The following is a 16753-nucleotide window of genomic DNA, read 5'->3' as shown; positions in this document are numbered from 1 at the left end:
TCGACAGGCTGGCGGCCTGTGCTCAAAGGGAGCCGTAGTTATTGATTGATGGACCCACCAGGAAAAACCGCCGTCACTGCGGTGCCACGGCCCCGCGCCCCCGGCCGTGGGCACGGGGCAGGCCGCTGGCGGGGCGTGGTGGTGGATGCAGCGCGCACGAAGCCTGGCTGGCTTCGCGATGGTTCAGCAGGCTTATACAGCACACCATGCTGCGGGGGGGCGCCTTAACGCCTTGTTACGTGGGCGGTACCGGCTGCGCGCGTGGCCGGAGCGCTGCCGCAGCCGCAGCACGCCGGTACGGGCTCAAAACTGCCCCTACCGCCTGTCTGGCAAGCGGCAGAAGCTATCAAATACATAGCAAACGTCATTTGGCACGCGCCAGGTGCGTGAGCGGCAGCGCGCTGCTGGCCTTGACCTCGCCCAGCGAGAAGCTGGTGTGCATGTCTTTCACGTTGGGCAGGTTGAGCAGCACCTCGCGCGCGAACTGCGAAAAGCTGTCCAGGTCGCGCGCCACCACCTGCAGCTCGAACGTGCCGGTGCCGCTGATGTAGTGGCAGGCGACCACCTCGGGGATGCGCGCGATCGCGGCCTCCATCTCGCGCGTCAGGTTGCCGGTGCTGCGGTCGGCATCGAGCCGCACGAAGGCCAGCACCCCCAGGCCGATCTTGTGCCGGTCGATCTCGGCGCGGTAGCCCTTGATGAAGCCTTGCTCCTCCAGCGCCCGCACCCGGCGCCAGCACGGAGCCGCCGACAAGCCCACGCGCTGGGCCAGTTCGGCGTTGGTCAGCCGGGCATCGACCTGCAGCTCGTTCAGGATGGCGATGTCGAATTTATCCAAATTGTTCATATCAGCGCTATTTTAAGAAAGATCCTTTCCAAATCAAGGGTAAACCTAGCATGAAAACGAAAGGACATATCCCTTCGGAGTGCATAAACTGTGCTTCAAACCGTTGAAACTCCCTCTGCGCTGCCCACAAGGCGGTGACAGCAGGCCGTCACCCCACAGGAACTACCCATGAACGCCCCGTTGCCCGAACACATTCGCAAGGCCCTGGAAACCGTCACGCTCGATGACAAATATTCTTTAGACAGTGGCCGGGCGTTCATGAGCGGGGTCCAGGCCCTCGTGCGCCTGCCCATGCTGCAGCGCCAGCGCGACGCGATGGCCGGCCTCAATACGGCGGGTTTCATCAGCGGCTACCGCGGCTCGCCGCTGGGCACGTATGACCAATCTTTGTGGGCGGCCAAGAAGCACCTGGCGGCCAACAACATCGTCTTCCAGCCCGGGGTGAACGAGGAACTCGGCGCCACGGCCGTCTGGGGCACGCAGCAGCTGGACCTGTACCCACAGTCCAAGAAGTTCGACGGTGTCTTCGGCATCTGGTACGGCAAGGGCCCGGGCGTGGACCGCTGCTCGGACGTGTTCAAGCACGCCAACATGGCGGGCACCGCCAAGCACGGCGGCGTGATCGCGATTGCGGGCGACGACCACATCAGCAAGAGCAGCACGGCCGCGCACCAGAGCGACCACATCTTCAAGGCCTGCGGCACGCCGGTGTTCTTCCCGAGCAGCGTGCAGGAAATCCTGGACATGGGCCTGCACGCCTTTGCCATGAGCCGCTTTTCGGGCGTGTGGTCTGGCATGAAGACCATCCAGGAGGTGGTGGAGTCGTCGAGCAGCATCTCGGTGGACCCGGACCGCGTGAAGATCGTCATGCCCGAGGACTTCGTGATGCCGCCCGGCGGCCTGCACATCCGCTGGCCCGACGCGCCGCTGGAGCAGGAAGCGCGCCTCATGGACTACAAGTGGTATGCGGCCCTGGCGTACATCCGCGCCAACAAGCTCAATTACAACGTGATCGAAGGCCAAAACGACCGCTTCGGCATCATCGCCAGCGGCAAGGCCTACAACGACACGCGCCAGGCCCTGGTGGACCTGGGCCTGGACGACGACACCTGCCGCCAGCTGGGCATCCGCGTGCACAAGGTCAACGTGGTCTGGCCGCTCGAAGCCACCATCACGCGCGACTTCGCCCAGGGCCTGCAGGAGATCCTGGTGGTCGAGGAAAAGCGCCAGGTCATCGAATACCAGCTGAAAGAAGAGCTGTACAACTGGCGCTCGGACGTGCGCCCCCACGTGCTGGGCAAGTTCGACGAACCTGAAGGTGATGCCACCGGCGGCGAATGGTCCATGCCCAACCCCAGCCAGAACTGGCTGCTGCGCGCCAAGGCCGACCTGACCCCCGCCATCATCGCCAAGGCGATTGCCAAGCGCCTGAAGAAGCTGGGCGTGTCGAGCGACATCATCGCGCGCATGGATGCGCGCATCGCCGTCATCGAGGCCAGCGAGCGCGCGATGACCGAGCTGAAGGTGGACACCGGCGAGCGCGCGCCCTGGTTCTGCAGCGGCTGCCCGCACAACACCAGCACCCGCGTGCCCGAAGGCTCGCGCGCCGTGGCCGGCATCGGCTGCCACTACATGGCCAACTGGATGCCCGACCGCAACACGTCGACCTTCACGCAGATGGGCGGCGAGGGCGTGACCTGGGTGGGCCAGGCGCCGTTCACCACCGACCAGCATGTGTTCGCCAACCTGGGCGACGGCACGTACTTCCACAGCGGGCTGCTGGCGATTCGCCAGAGCATCGCCGCGGGCACCAGCATCACCTACAAGGTGCTCTACAACGACGCCGTGGCCATGACCGGCGGCCAGCAGGTGGGCGAGCGGCCCGAGGGCCACTCGGTGCTGCAGATCATGAACAGCCTCAAGTCCGAAGGCGTGGCCAAGCTCATCATCGTGACCGACGAGCCGCAGAAGTACGACGGCGTGGCACTGGCCGAGGGCGTGACGGTGCACCACCGCGACGAGCTCGACACGCTGCAGCGCCAGTTCCGCGAGATCAAGGGCTGCACGGTCATCATCTACGACCAGACCTGCGCCACCGAAAAGCGCCGGCGCAGGAAGCGCGGCACCCTGGCCACGCCCGACAAGACCGTGGTCATCAACGACCTGGTGTGCGAGGGCTGCGGCGACTGCTCGACCAAGTCCAACTGCCTTTCCGTGGAGCCGGTGGAAACGGAATTCGGCCGCAAGCGCCGCATCAACCAGAGCACTTGCAACAAGGACTACTCGTGCGTCAACGGCTTTTGCCCGAGCTTCGTCACGGTGGAAGGCGGCAAGCTCAAGAAGCCCAAGAAGGAAAAGAAGGGCGACCTGTCGGCGCTGCCGTCCCTCCCTGAACCCGTGCTGCCGGTGGCCGAAACCGCCTGGGGCATCGTGGTCGGCGGCGTGGGCGGCACGGGCGTGATCACCATCGGATCGCTGCTGGGCATGGCCGCGCACCTGGACGGCAAGGGCGTCATCACGCAGGACGCAGGCGGCCTGGCGCAAAAGGGCGGTGCCACCTGGAGCCACATCCAGATCGCCAACCGGCCTGAGGCCATCTACACCACCAAGGTCGACACCGCCAAGGCCGACCTGGTGATCGGCTGCGACTCCATCGTGGCCGCGCACAAGTACACGCTGGCCGTCATGCAGCCGGGCCGCACCTTCGTGGCGCTGAACACGCACGGCACGCCCACGGCGGCCTTCGTGACCAACCCGGACTGGCAGTTCCCCGGTGCCAACTGCGACAGCGCGATTGCCGCCGCAGTCGGTGCGGGTGGCGTGGGCAGCTTCGACGCCGAGCAGGTGGCCACCCAGCTGCTGGGCGACAGCATCTACACCAACCCGCTAATGCTGGGCTACGCCTGGCAAAAGGGCCGCGTGCCTTTGAGCCTTGCATCGCTGATGCGCGCCATGGAATTGAACGGCGTGCAGGTGGACAACAACAAGGCCGCCTTCGAATGGGGCCGCCGCTGCGCGCACGACCTGGCGTCGGTGCAGGCACTGTTCCAGGCCGCGCAGGTGATCCAGTTCGTCAAGAAGCCGTCGCTGGCCGAGACCATCGCCAAGCGCGTGGACTTCCTCACCGGCTACCAGAACGCGGCCTATGCGGCCGAATACCACGCGTTCGTCGAGAAGGTCAAAGCCGCCGAGTCCCGCCTGAACATCGGCACGCGCCTGAGCGAGGCCGTGGCCCGATACCTGTTCAAGCTCATGGCGTACAAGGACGAGTACGAGGTCGCGCGCCTGCACACCGACAAAGCCTTCACGGACAAGATCGCCAACATGTTCGAAGGCGACTACAAGCTGGTGCACCACCTGGCGCCCCCGCTGACGGCCAAGAAGAACGACCGCGGCGAACTGGTCAAGCAGCCCTTCGGCCCCTGGATGCGCAGCGCCTTCGGCGTGCTGGCCAAGCTCAAGGGCCTGCGCGGCACGGCGTTCGACGTGTTCGGCAAGACCGAAGAGCGCCGCATGGAACGCGCGCTGATCGTGGAGTACCGGGCCTGCATCGAAGAACTGCTGGCGGGCCTGACGGCCGACAACCACGCCCTGGCGGTGGAAATCGCGCGCATCCCCGAAGAGATCCGCGGCTACGGCCACGTGAAGGAGCGCCATCTGAAGACGGCGCGGCCGAAGTGGGATGGGTTGATGGTGCAGTGGCGTGGCGGCGCGACTGCCTCCACCGAGCGCCGCGCGGCTTGAAGTTCGGCCCGCGGGCTGCATCTGTGACCTGAGGCCCGCGCACCCCGCGGGCCTTTTGCTATGAATTAAGGAGCTTCTAGCGCTTACCCATCAAGCGTTAGCGGCCATTTTTATTCATATGGATGCAACCACCCTGCCTGCAGCGCCTGTGCAGCAAACACCCGGCGCGGGCTTGGGTCTTCGCCCTTGGGGCGCAGGCAGGGGGCCGCATACAATGTCCTGTTCCGCCTTGGCGGGCGCCCAGGCGCCTGCGTGGGCGGTTTTTGTGTATTTTGACCATCCGTTGTGGAGTGCCACCCGTGTTTATTTCTTCCGCTTTTGCCCAGACCGCACCCGCCGCAGCCGCTGGCGGCGGCGGCATGATGTCCTCGCTGACGAGCATGCTGCCCCTGGTTCTCATGTTCGTGGTCTTGTACTTCGTCATGATCCGGCCCCAGATGAAGCGCCAGAAGGAGCACCGCGCCATGATCGACGCCATCGCCAAGGGCGACGAAGTAGCCACCTCGGGCGGCATCGTCGGCAAGGTGACGCGCCTGTCCGAAGGTTTCCTGCACATCGAGATCGCCAGTGGCGTGGAAGTGCAACTGCAGCGCAGCGCTGTCGTGCAAGTCCTGCCCAAGGGCTCGGTGAAGTGAAGAAGAACAACCCCTTGAGCGACTGCGCTGCCTCCCTCTTTTTCCTGCGCGCTGCGCGCAAAGAGGTGGGTGATGCCGGTGGTCTGGCCCAGCCAGCTCCACGGCATGTCTGGCATGGCCAGGCGCAGGCTCTCGGGGCTGCTGGCGCGCATGGCGCCATGGACAACTGAGGTAAGAGCGCGATCATGAACCGTTATCCGGTCTGGAAGTACGCGATCCTGGTGATCGTGCTGCTGGTGGGGGCCCTGTACACCCTGCCCAATTTCTTCGGTGAGGCGCCTGCGGTGCAGGTCTCGTCGGCCAAGGCCACCATCAAGGTGGACGCCGCCATGCAGCAGCGGGTGGAAGAGACGCTCAAGGCCGCTGGCGTGACGCCCGACTTCGTGGCGCTGGAAGGCAACTCGGTGCGCGCGCGCTTCGACACGCCCGACAACCAGCTCAAGGCCAAGGACGCGCTGCAAAAGGCGCTGGTGCCCGACGCCAACGATCCGTCCTACATCGTCGCGCTGAACCTGGTGTCGCGCTCGCCACTGTGGCTCAAGGCGCTGCACGCCAACCCGATGTACCTCGGCCTGGACCTGCGCGGCGGCGTGCACTTCATGCTGCAGGTGGACATGCAGGCGGCTCTGACCAAGAAGGCAGAGTCGTACGCCGGTGACATCCGCACCGCGCTGCGCGACAAGAACATCCGCCACGGCGGCATCAGCCGCGACGGCCAGAACATCGACATCCGCGTGCGCGACGAGGCCACGCTCACGGCCACGCGCAACCTGATCACGGACCAGTTCACCGACCTGCAGGTCACGAGCACCCCGGACGGCAGCGAATTCAAGCTGCGCGCCGCCATCAAGCCCGAAGCCACCCGCAAGGTGCAGGAGCAGGCGCTCAAGCAGAACATGGTCACGCTGCACAACCGGATCAACGAGCTGGGCGTGGCCGAGCCGGTGATCCAGCAGCAGGGCCTGGACCGCATCGTGGTGCAGTTGCCCGGCGTGCAGGACACCGCCAAGGCCAAGGACATCCTGGGCCGCACCGCCACGCTGGAAGTGCGCATGGTGGACGAAGGCACCGAGGCCCGCTCTGCGGAAACCGGCCGCGGCCCGGTGCCGTTCGGCTCCGAGCGCTACCTGGAGCGCAGCGGCCAGGCCATCATCGTGAAGAAGCAGGTCGTGCTGACCGGCGAGAACCTCACCGACGCCCAGCCCGGCTTTGACGGCCAGACCCAGGAGCCCACCGTGAACCTCACGCTGGACGCCAAGGGCTCGCGCATCTTCAAGGACATCACGCGCGAGAACGTGGGCAAGCGCATGGCCATCGTGCTCTTCGAAAAGGGCAAGGGCGAAGTCGTCACGGCCCCCGTGATCCGCAGCGAAATCGGCGGCGGCCGGGTGCAGATCTCCGGCCGCATGACCACGGCCGAAGCCAACGACACCGCGCTGCTGCTGCGTGCCGGCTCGCTGGCCGCGCCCATGGAAATCATCGAGGAATACACCATCGGCCCGAGCCTGGGCGCCGACAACATCGAGCGCGGCATCCACAGCGTGGTCTGGGGCATGGTGGCGATCGCCGTCTTCATGTGCATCTACTACGCGCTGTTCGGCGTGTTCTCCACGATATCGCTGGCCGTGAACGTGCTGATGCTGCTGGCCATTTTGTCGATGCTGCAGGCCACGCTCACACTGCCTGGCATTGCCGCCATGGCGCTGGCGCTGGGCGTTGCGATCGACTCCAACGTGCTGATCAACGAACGCATCCGCGAAGAACTGCGCGCGGGCGTGTCTCCGCAGGCGGCCATCCATGCGGGCTACGAGCGCGCCTGGGCGACGATTCTCGATTCGAACGTGACCACGCTGATCGCGGGCCTGGCCTTGCTGGCCTTCGGCTCCGGCCCGGTGCGCGGCTTTGCCGTGGTGCACTGCATCGGCATCCTGACCAGCATGTTCTCGGCCGTGTTCTTCTCGCGCGGCCTGGTGAACCTCTGGTACGGCCGCCAGAAGAAGCTCAAGAGCGTGTCGATCGGCCAGGTGTGGAAGCCTGAACCTGACACCGCTGTGGCCAAGACGAACTAAAGGAGGAAGACATGGAATTCTTCCGCATCCGAAAAGACATCCCTTTCATGAAGCACGCGTTGATCTTCAACGCGATCTCCTTCCTCACCTTTGCCCTGGCGGTGTTCTTCCTGCTCACGCGCGGGCTGCACCTGTCGGTGGAGTTCACCGGTGGCACGGTCATGGAAGTGGCCTACAGCCAGCCGGCCGAACTGGCCAAGGTCCGCGAGACCGTGTCGGGCCTGGGCTACCCGGACGTGCAGGTACAGAACTTCGGCACCGCCCGCGACGTGATGATCCGCCTGCCCGTGCAAAAGGGCGTGACGTCCGCCCAGCAGAGCGAGCAGGTGCTGGGGGCGCTGAAGGCCGCCAACCCGGAAGTCACGCTGCGCCGCACCGAGTTCGTCGGCCCGCAGGTGGGCGAGGAACTGGTGCACGGCGGCCTCATGGCGCTGGCCATGGTGGTGGTCGGCATCGTGATCTACCTGGCTTTCCGCTTCGAGTGGAAGTACGGGGTCGCGGCCATCATCGCCAACCTGCACGACGTGGTGATCATCCTGGGCTTCTTCGCGTTCTTCCAGTGGGAGTTCTCTTTGGCCGTGCTGGCGGGCGTGCTGGCGGTGCTGGGCTACTCGGTCAACGAGTCGGTCGTGATCTTCGACCGGATCCGCGAGGCCTTCCGCAAGTACCGCAAGATGACCACCCACGAGGTGATCGACCACGCCATCACCAGCACGATGAGCCGCACGATCATCACCCACGCCTCGACCGAGGCGATGGTGCTGTCGATGTTCTTCTTCGGCGGCCCCAGCCTGCACTACTTTGCGCTGGCGCTGACCATCGGCATCCTGTTCGGCATCTACTCGTCCGTGTTCGTGGCGGCCGCCATCGCGATGTGGCTGGGTGTGAAACGCGAAGACCTCATCAAGCCTGCCAAAAAGGACGAGGATCCGAACGATCCCCATGCCGGAGCCACGGTCTGAGCCGCTAATATCTGTCCATGCAGCCCACACCGTCGTCCGTCCCGCAGCGCCGCCTGGCCCGGCAGGCGCGCCAGCGGTTCGTGGAGGGCATCTGCAGCGGCCTGGTCGACCTGGACAAGGTCGTTCTGGACTTTCTCACCACGCTGATCACCCAGACGGGTACGGCCCGCGAGATGCAGGCCCACCGCGACACCTGGATGCTCTACCAGCAGCGGCATGCGGTCTGGACCGACCGCGCCGCCAAGGCCTGGCGCGAGGCGCTGGCGCCGCACACCAGCACCAACCGCGGCCAGCTCACACCCAACGGGCCGGGCAATCAGTTCGAGCTGCTCAGCGACGACGTGGTCGAGAACAAGATCCTCGCCTCCCGCATGGCGCTCACGCTCAACGAGCAGGTCGGCCCGCAGTTCGATACCCTGCGCCAGCGCACCCAGTCGCTGGAAGGCCAGGACCTGGACAGCAACGACATCCTGCGGCCCGAAACGGTCTGCGTGCTGCTGGTGGAGCAGTGGGTGGAGGCCGGCATGCCGCGCACCGACCTGCAGGTGGTGGTCGACCCGCTGCAGCGGGAGCTCGCCAACCTGCTGCAAAAGCAGTACCAGGCAGTCAATGTCTTTTATGTGGAGCAGGGCGTCACGCCACAGGCGGACCTGAAATCCCGCGTGCGCCGCACGGCCAGCGGTGGTGTGGCCGGTGCGGGCGGCGAGTCCGGCGCGGGCGGCCTGGCCTCCCAGGCACTCGCGCAGACACGCGACGCCATGGCGGCAGCCGCTGCGGCGCGCGGCGGCATGATGGCCCCGCCCGGCCGCCACATGGCGGGCATGGGAGGTATGGGACCAGCGGGTCCCATGGGTCAATACCCCCAGCAGCGCATGCAGCAGCAGCCCCCCGGCTATCCGCAGCATGGCATGCCCACGGGCTTTGCCACGGGCATGACACCGCTGGCACGCGCGCGGCAACGGGCCCAGGGCGTGATGGGCCAGCTGCGCAGGCTGCTGACGCAGCCGGCCACCGGCTTTGACATGGTGAACGCGCCCCCGGCCTCGGCCGCCCTGGCGCATGCACTGACGGCGCACCGCGTGCAGGCAGACACGTACTACAGTGGCGTGGCCACGTTGATGGAAGACTACAGCCCCGCAGGCGTGGTGCAGGTGGCAGGCGCCGTGCGCGAGCGTTCCACCGAGCTCAAGAAGAAGGCATCGTCCGCGGGCGAGAAAGCCATCATCGAAGTCGTGGCCCTGATGTTCCAGAGCATCCTGGCAGAAGACCGCATTCCCCCCGCCGTGCGTGTGTGGTTTGCGCGGCTGCAGGTGCCGGTGCTGCGCGTGGCGCTGGCCGAGCCCGAGTTCTTCAGCAACCTGACCCACCCCGCGCGCCAGTTGATCGACCGCATGGGCGCCTGCGTGATGGGCTTTGACGCGACCAGCATCAACGGCAGCGCACTGGAGGCGGAGATCCGGCGTGTGGTGCAGGTGATCGAGCAGTACCCCGAGACCGGCCGGCGCGTGTTCCAGCTGGTCTACGACGAATTCGAGAAATTCCTGTCCAAGTTCCTGACCGAGAAGCAGGCCACATCGCGCCTGGTGAGCGTGGCCCAGCAGGTGGAGCAGAAGGAAACGCTGGCCATCCAGTACACCATCGAGCTGCGCACGATGCTCAAGGACATGCCGGTGCGCGACGAGATCCGCGAGTTTCTCTTCAAGACCTGGGCCGAGGTACTGGCCCTGTCAGCCGTGCGCGATGGCGCCCAGCATGTGGACACCATTGCGTTCAAGCGCACCGCCGCCGACCTGGTGTGGGCCGCCAGCGCCAAGCCGCACCGCAGCGACCGCGCGCAGGTCATCCAGAACCTGCCGGGCCTGCTGCAGCGGCTGCGCCAGGGTCTGGAGCTTCTGGGAGTGACCGGCGCCCCGCAGGATGCGCAGATCAAGACCCTGACCGATACGCTGGCCGACGCCTTCCTGTCCAAGACCGCATCGATCCCCCAGGCGCACATCGATGCGATGGCCAAGCGGCTGTCGAACCTGGAAGATTTCATCGGCGACGCGACGCTGGGCGAGATGCCGCTCAATGCCGACAACATCGAGATGATGCTCGGCATCGACGCATCGTCCATCCACGTGGTGGCCGACAACGGCGCCCCGGTGGAAGACAACATGGTGGCCTGGGCCCAGGAGCTGCAGCCCGGCACCTGGTACACGCTGGACCACAACGGCGCGTCGGCGCAGGTGCAGTACGCGTGGCAGAGCCAGCGCAAGCAGCTGCATCTGTTCGCCGCCGTGGATGGCAGCAGCTACCTGATCCAGTTGCGCCGGCTGGCGGCCTATCTGCAGGCGGGCCTGCTGGTTCCGCAGGACGAAGAAGGCCTGACGGTGCGCGCCACGCGGGATGCACTGGCCAAGCTGGACGCGAACCCGGAGCGGTTGCTGGGCTGAAGCACGGTCCGCTGCGGGCGCTGCTGCGGCAGCGGCGGCCGGCGCGGTGTAGCGCCCGGTCTCCTCAACGTTCGCGCCTGGCCTTGTCGCCGGGTCCCGCCCCCGCCAACGCAGCGCTCAGGCGGATGCCAGGCGCTGAAACAGGCCGCCCGGCAGGCGTGCCACCCGGCCGTCCAGTTCCAGCTCCAGCAAGCCCACCTGCAAGGCCGCGGCCGCCATGCCCGTGCGCGCCACCAGCGCGTCCGCACTGATGGGATCAAACCCCAGCGCCTGGAGCAGCGGGGTCTCGGGCACCGGGGTGTTCACTTCTGCGTTGCCAGCGTCATCGACATGATCGACATGATCGACGCCATCGATGTCGGTCATGCCATTGGTGGCCGCCTGCGCGGGTGGAGGTGCCGACTGCTGCGCGCAAGGCGGCAGGCGCAACTCTTCCAGCACATCCTGCGCCGACTCCACCAGCTTGGCGCCCTGGCGGATCAGGGCATGGCAACCCCGCGACTGCGGTGCGTGGATCGAGCCGGGAATGGCAAAAACCTCACGGCCCTGTTCAACGGCCATGCGCGCCGTGATGAGGGAGCCGGACGCCAGCGCGGCCTCCACGACCAGGGTGCCTTGCGACACGCCGGAGATGATGCGGTTGCGCTTGGGAAAATTGGCGGGCAGGGGCGGCGTGCCCAGCGGGTATTCGCTGACCAGCAGTCCGCGGGCCGCAATGCGGTGCGCAAGATCGAGATTCCTGCGGGGGTAGACCCGATCCAGCCCCGTGCCCACCACGGCGATGGTGGAAGCCACCGCGGCCTCCGCCGTCGCCACGTCCAGCGCACCTTCGTGCGCGGCGGCATCCACGCCGAGGGCCAGCCCCGAGACGATGGTCAAACCGGCGCCATGCAGCGCCCTGGAAAACAACCGCGCATTCTCGGCGCCCTGGGCCGTCGGATTGCGGCTGCCCACCACCGCCAGGCAACGCCCGGCAGGGAACGGGGCGTGCGCCAGCAAGCGGGCGGGCCCCAACAGGTACAGCACAAGCGGGGGGTCTTCGGTCTCCAGCAGCCCCTGCGGATAACGGGTGTCGCCCAGGGTGATGACGGCGCGCGCAGGCCCCTGCGGGTCGGCCTCGTGCAGCCAGCGCCAGGTCAGCTCCACCAGCGAGTCCCAGGTGCCCGGCACCGTGCACAGAGCCCGGGCCTGGGGTGCGGTCACGTGCTGCCGAAGCTCGGCTTCAGGCTGCTGAAAGATCGCTTGCGGCAAGCCAAACCGAGCCAGCAGGGCGCGCGCCGTGCTGTTGCCAACGCCCTGGCTCAGGGTCAGGCGCAACCATGCGCCGAGTTCTTCGCGGTCCATGAACGGGATTGGGCACAGCTGCCGCGCATCGACTACGCGCGAGGGCAGACGACAGCGGCGGGGACGTCAGTCAGTCAATCAGCGGGGGTTGACGAGGCGATCCCCGACACGAACACCGCCCTTGATCTCCAGCAAAAGCGCATAGGAGACGCGGTCGAAGGTACGGAACACCATCGCCGTTCCGTTGACCTCGCTCGGCAACTTGATCGTCGCGCGTTCGCTGTCGGTCTTGTCCTTGATTCGCTCGCCTCGGGTCATGAGCGTCAGCACATGGCCGGACTCGATGCCGTCCTGGGAACCCAGGTTGATGGCAACGACCTGATTCTGCCCCGCGTAGGCCGCAGCAAAACTGGCGTAGATGGACACCACCCGGGCGTCAACATCCATTTGCGGGGCGCGGGGCGTGTAGCTGGTGAAGACGCGCTCGGGCGCTGGCAGCAGGCGGTCACCGGCACGGATCTCTTCCTTGGTAGAGGACAAATCCACTGTGGCGGGCACGTATTCGGAGACAAAGCCTCCCTTGCCGTTGGGGGTCTCCTCAAAGGACTCGCCCCGCACCAGTTCGGCCTTGCCCAGGTATTGGGCCTCATACCCCAGGATCTCGCCCGTCACCGGGTCCTTCATGGGTACCGCATCGCGGAAGACGCGGAAGAACCGCGGCTCGCCCGGTTCCTGACGGACGGGGGAGGCTGCGTCTCCCCTGACATACGCACGGTCACCGCTGGCCATCAGCACGCGGTCTTCGGTCGTGGCCACGATGCGGGGCGCGCGCTGCAACTCCTGCGCGTCAACCACCAAAGGCTCCACAAGGAAAGGCTCTATCAGGTGCGGCTTGAGGGTGGGAAGCGCGGTGTCGGCCAAGCTGTCTGAGCGGGTGCGTGGCGACACACGCACAGTCTCGGTGCCCGACGACTGCGTGCCGCGCGGGGTGGTGCTCAGGCGAGCGTAGCCACCGTCTCTCTCGAGATACAGCGTCTGCCCGGGAAAGATCAAGTGCGGGTTCGGAATGGCTTTGAGATTCATCCCCCACAGCTCAGGCCAGCGCCAAGGCCGCTTGAGGTACATGCCCGAGATGCCCCACAGCGTGTCGCCGCGCTTGACGGTGTAGGTGTCGGGGGCGCTGGCGGCGAGTTCGGCCAGCGGAATGCCCCGCTCGGACACCTGCTGTGCAGTGGCACGCTGCTCTCCGGAGATGGGGTAGTTCTGCGCCTGAGCGGGCAGGGTCACCAAAACAGCGCCAGCAACGATGGTGAGCGCGCCCATGGCGGTCCGCCGCACGCTGGTGAATGCCGTCATGTTGTTCCTTTTCTCATGCATTGTGAAACGCCCCCTCACTGGCGCCTTAGCTTTCGCGCCACGCGAACAACCAGGCAACTAAGTTACAAACCTTTTTAGATTCTCTGCTCAAGCCCTTGATTCGGCAACGATTATTGGCTTGCAATACTGCAGCGGGCGGCAAAAGTGGCGAAAATAGCGACATCTCTTACCTGCATCCATGGCAATCCTTCCCATTCTCTGTTACCCGGACCCCCGGCTCCACAAGGTCGCACGCCCCGTGGAGGCCGTCGATGACCGCACCCGGGCCCTGGTGGCCGACATGCTGGCGACCATGTATGACGCCCAGGGCATCGGCCTGGCGGCGACGCAGGTCGATGTGCACGAGCGCCTCGTCGTGATCGATGTCTCCGAGGGGCGCGACCAGCCTCTGGTGCTGATCAACCCCGAGATCGTCTGGGCCAGCGCCGAAAAGCACCTCAATGACGAGGGCTGCCTGTCGGTGCCCGGCATCTACGACGGCGTGGAGCGCTTCGATGCCGTCCATGTGCGCGCCCTCGACGCCGATGGCCAGTCGCGCGTCATCGAGGCCGATGGCCTGCTGGCGGTGTGCATCCAGCACGAGATGGACCACCTGCTGGGCAAGGTCTTCGTGGAGTACCTCTCACCGCTCAAGCGCAACCGGATCAAGACCAAGATGCTCAAGCAGCAGCGGGGGGCCCGAGAGTGACGGGCACGGCGCTTCGCGCCCTGCGGGGCGGCGGAGTGCTGGCGCTGGCGGCGCTGGTGGCGGGCTGCGCGTTGGTGGCCAGCGAAAAGCCCGGCGCGCTGCGTGCGGAGGTCATGGCCCGGCAAGGGCCACCGACCGCCGTGGTGGCGTTGCCGTCGGGCGAGCGGCTGCTGTACTCGGAGCTTCCCGCCGGATTTGCCGCTTACAACCTCGACTTCGATGCGTCCGGCAGGCTGGTGCGCAATGAACAGGTCCTCACGCAGACGCGTTTCGAGACCATTCCCGTCGGCATCTGGACGGTCCGCGATGTGCAGGGCACCTTCGGCCCGCCGCTGCGCGTGGAGCGGGTGGCACGCTTTGACGGCGACATCTGGACGTACCGCTTCCGGCAGAACTCCGACCCGCGCCTGGCCCACGTACACCTGGACCGCCAGGGTGTGGTGCGGATGGTGATGTTCACCGACGAACTGCCCAACTTCGACAACACACGCGACTGACGGCGCCCAGCGGCACCCGTGATCACGACACCCTTGTTTCCATGAGAGTCATCTTTGCCGGCACCCCCGAGTTCGCCCGCGTGGCGCTGGAGCAGCTTCTGGCGGCCGGCTTTCAGGTGCCGCTCGTCCTCACCCAGCCGGACCGCCCGGCCGGCCGCGGCATGAAGCTGCAGGCCTCGCCCGTCAAGCAGTGCGCCCAGACGCATGGCATCGCCGTGGCGCAGCCGCGCAGCCTGCGGCTCGACGGCAAGTACCCTGAGGAAGCGGCGGCGGCGCGCGAGGCGCTGCTGGCTGTGGGGGCCGATGTCATGGTGGTGGCAGCCTACGGACTCATCCTGCCGCAGTGGACGCTGGACCTTCCGCCCCAAGGCTGCCTCAACATCCACGCCAGCCTGCTGCCCCGCTGGCGCGGCGCGGCACCCATCCACCGCGCCATCGAGGCAGGCGATGCCGAAACCGGTGTCACCATCATGCAGATGGACGCAGGCCTGGACACCGGCGACATGCTGCTGACCGAACGCACCCCCATCGGCGCGGCGGACACCACCGCCGTGTTGCACGACCGGCTGGCGGCCCTGGGCGGGCGGATGATCGTCGAGGCACTGGAACTGGCGGCCTGCGGCGGCCTGCAGGCCGAGCCCCAGCCTGCCGAGGGCGTCACTTACGCGCACAAGATCGAAAAATCCGAAAGCACCATCGACTGGTCGCTGCCAGCGCCGGCGATCGGCCAGCGCATCCGTGCCTTTGACCCGTTTCCCGGCGCCAGCACCGACTGTGCAGGCGAGGCCATCAAGGTCTGGGGCTACAAAATTGATAGCACCGAGGGCGCACCCCATGCGCGCCATGGCGAGGTTTTGTCGGTCAGCGACGACGGTGTGACCGTGGCCTGCGGAGAGGGCACGCTGCGCCTGACCACCCTGCAGCGCGCAGGCGGCAAGCGGCTGGCCGCCGCAGACTTCCTGCGCGGTTTCGCATTGACACCGGGCATGGTGCTGGGCGCGGCGCCTATGGCGGCTGCGGCAGCGGCACCCGGATGAGCCGCATCGCGCGCATTCGCCACACGCTGCGCCACCCCTCCTTCCGCCTGGCCATGGTCGACATGGCCGGCACGTCGCTGGGCATCGCCGCCTGGGGCCTGGTCACCGGCGTCGTCATGGTCAAGAGCGGGCTGCCCGTCGGCATGGCCCTGTTCATGTCGCTGGTGGTCTACGCGGGCAGCGCGCAACTGGCGGTCATCCCGCTGATCGCCGTGGGGGCGCCGCTGTGGGTGGTGTGGCTCACGGCCAGCTGCGTGAACCTGCGTTTCGTGATCTTCAGCAGCATGTGGCGCAGCTACTTCGGCCACCTGCCGCTGCGCCAGCGGCTGGCGGTGGGCTACTTCAGCGGTGACGTGATCTACGTGGGCTTCATGAAGCGCTTTCCAGAGCCCCGCCCGCAACCTGAGCAAGTACCGTACTTCTGGGGGGCGGCCAGCACCAACTGGCTGGCCTGGCAGGTGCCGTCCATTGCGGGCATCCTGCTGGCCAACGCCGTTCCGCTGTCGTGGGGCCTGGGGTTTGCCGGCGTGCTGGCACTGCTGGGCGTGCTGTTGTCGCTGCTGTTCGACCGCGCCACCTGGCTGGCGACAGGGGTGGCGGCCACCGCAGCCGTGGCGGCATTCGCCCTGCCGCTCAAGCTCAACATCCTGGTGGCCATTGCGGCGGCCGTGGCGGCCGGCCTGCTCATGGAAGCCGTGGACCGCCGCCGCCACAAACCCGAAGTGGTGCTGTTGCCAGCCGACAGCGTGCTGCCGCCCGAAGAGCGCGAGCACGTGAAGGCGGGCGACGTCGTGCCGCTGCGCGAGGAGCGCCACCCATGAGCCTTGCCTGGATCGAGCCGGCCATCGCCATCCTGGGCCTTGCGGTCATCACCCTGGTCTCGCGCGCATTCTTCATGATCCCGGACCGCGAGCTGCCCCTGCCCGACTGGCTCAAGCGCGGACTCAAGTACGCGCCGCTGGCCGCGCTGGCCGCCGTCATCGCGCCCGAGATCCTCATGACCCAGGGTGAGTTCATCGACACGTTCATGGACGCCCGCCTGCCGGCCGTGCTGTGCGCCAGTGGCTACTACTTCTGGAAGCGGGGCATCCTCGGGACCATCGTCGTGGGCATGGTGATCTACCTGCCGCTGCACATCGGGTTGGGCTGGTGAAATAGGCTCCCCCTGAGTCGCTGCG

At 66.7% G+C, this 16753-nt stretch carries 13 protein-coding genes; 10 read left to right on the top strand and 3 right to left on the bottom strand.

All coding sequences use genetic code 11. The features are described from left to right. Positions 1-364: 364 nt before the first annotated feature. Entirely contained in the window at positions 365-847 is a 483-nt protein-coding gene (locus ACIGHN_RS25765; protein ID WP_056171295.1) for an Lrp/AsnC family transcriptional regulator, read from the bottom strand. A gap of 168 nt (positions 848-1015) precedes the next feature. On the opposite strand from ACIGHN_RS25765, the gene ACIGHN_RS25760 reads away from it, so the two are divergent. From ACIGHN_RS25760 to ACIGHN_RS25740, 5 genes are all read left to right on the top strand, one after another. After that, the gene (locus ACIGHN_RS25760) at positions 1016-4591 is read left to right on the top strand and encodes an indolepyruvate ferredoxin oxidoreductase family protein (protein ID WP_396506987.1); all 3576 of its coding nucleotides are present in this window, start codon (positions 1016-1018) and stop codon (positions 4589-4591) included. 299 nt (positions 4592-4890) lie between these two features. Beyond that, complete coding sequence (gene yajC, locus ACIGHN_RS25755; RefSeq protein WP_056171299.1) at positions 4891-5226, top strand: preprotein translocase subunit YajC; 336 nt, start codon at positions 4891-4893, stop codon at positions 5224-5226. A gap of 185 nt (positions 5227-5411) precedes the next feature. After that, complete coding sequence (secD, locus tag ACIGHN_RS25750) at positions 5412-7295, top strand: protein translocase subunit SecD (protein WP_396506986.1); 1884 nt, start codon at positions 5412-5414, stop codon at positions 7293-7295. Between the two features lie 11 nt (positions 7296-7306). Continuing rightward, on the top strand, positions 7307-8257 hold the full coding sequence (gene secF, locus ACIGHN_RS25745; protein WP_056411112.1) for a protein translocase subunit SecF: 951 nt from the start codon (positions 7307-7309) through the stop codon (positions 8255-8257). Positions 8258-8274: 17 nt separating this feature from the next. Beyond that, the gene (locus tag ACIGHN_RS25740) at positions 8275-10692 is read left to right on the top strand and encodes a DUF1631 family protein (protein WP_396506984.1); all 2418 of its coding nucleotides are present in this window, start codon (positions 8275-8277) and stop codon (positions 10690-10692) included. A gap of 117 nt (positions 10693-10809) precedes the next feature. On the opposite strand, the gene dprA is transcribed toward ACIGHN_RS25740, so the two are convergent. Further along, positions 10810-12036 (bottom strand): DNA-processing protein DprA, encoded by a 1227-nt coding sequence (gene dprA, locus ACIGHN_RS25735; protein WP_396506983.1) that lies wholly within the window; start codon positions 12034-12036, stop codon positions 10810-10812. 78 nt (positions 12037-12114) lie between these two features. Beyond that, positions 12115-13332 (bottom strand): LysM peptidoglycan-binding domain-containing protein, encoded by a 1218-nt coding sequence (locus ACIGHN_RS25730; protein WP_396506981.1) that lies wholly within the window; start codon positions 13330-13332, stop codon positions 12115-12117. Positions 13333-13531: 199 nt separating this feature from the next. On the opposite strand from ACIGHN_RS25730, the gene def reads away from it, so the two are divergent. From def to ACIGHN_RS25705, 5 genes are read left to right on the top strand one after another with little or no spacing between them, the layout of a single operon-like run. After that, positions 13532-14041 (top strand): peptide deformylase, encoded by a 510-nt coding sequence (def, locus tag ACIGHN_RS25725; RefSeq protein WP_056411104.1) that lies wholly within the window; start codon positions 13532-13534, stop codon positions 14039-14041. Further along, positions 14038-14538: a hypothetical protein gene (locus ACIGHN_RS25720; protein WP_056411102.1), complete on the top strand. Its 501-nt coding sequence runs from the start codon at positions 14038-14040 to the stop codon at positions 14536-14538. The genes def and ACIGHN_RS25720 overlap by 4 nt, the downstream gene beginning before the upstream one ends. Positions 14539-14579: 41 nt before the next feature. Further along, complete coding sequence (gene fmt, locus ACIGHN_RS25715) at positions 14580-15575, top strand: methionyl-tRNA formyltransferase (protein WP_396506979.1); 996 nt, start codon at positions 14580-14582, stop codon at positions 15573-15575. Between the two features lie 53 nt (positions 15576-15628). Beyond that, positions 15629-16396 (top strand): AzlC family ABC transporter permease, encoded by a 768-nt coding sequence (locus ACIGHN_RS25710; RefSeq protein ID WP_396507059.1) that lies wholly within the window; start codon positions 15629-15631, stop codon positions 16394-16396. After that, positions 16393-16728 (top strand): AzlD domain-containing protein, encoded by a 336-nt coding sequence (locus ACIGHN_RS25705; protein WP_056411097.1) that lies wholly within the window; start codon positions 16393-16395, stop codon positions 16726-16728. Before ACIGHN_RS25710 ends, ACIGHN_RS25705 begins: the two co-directional genes overlap by 4 nt. The last annotated feature ends 25 nt before the right edge of the window (positions 16729-16753 follow it).

This window comes from Acidovorax sp. NPDC077693 (assembly GCF_044542805.1).
In the GTDB taxonomy this organism is placed as follows: Bacteria; Pseudomonadota; Gammaproteobacteria; order Burkholderiales; family Burkholderiaceae_C; genus Acidovorax.
This window is presented reverse-complemented; position numbering and strand designations above follow the sequence as displayed.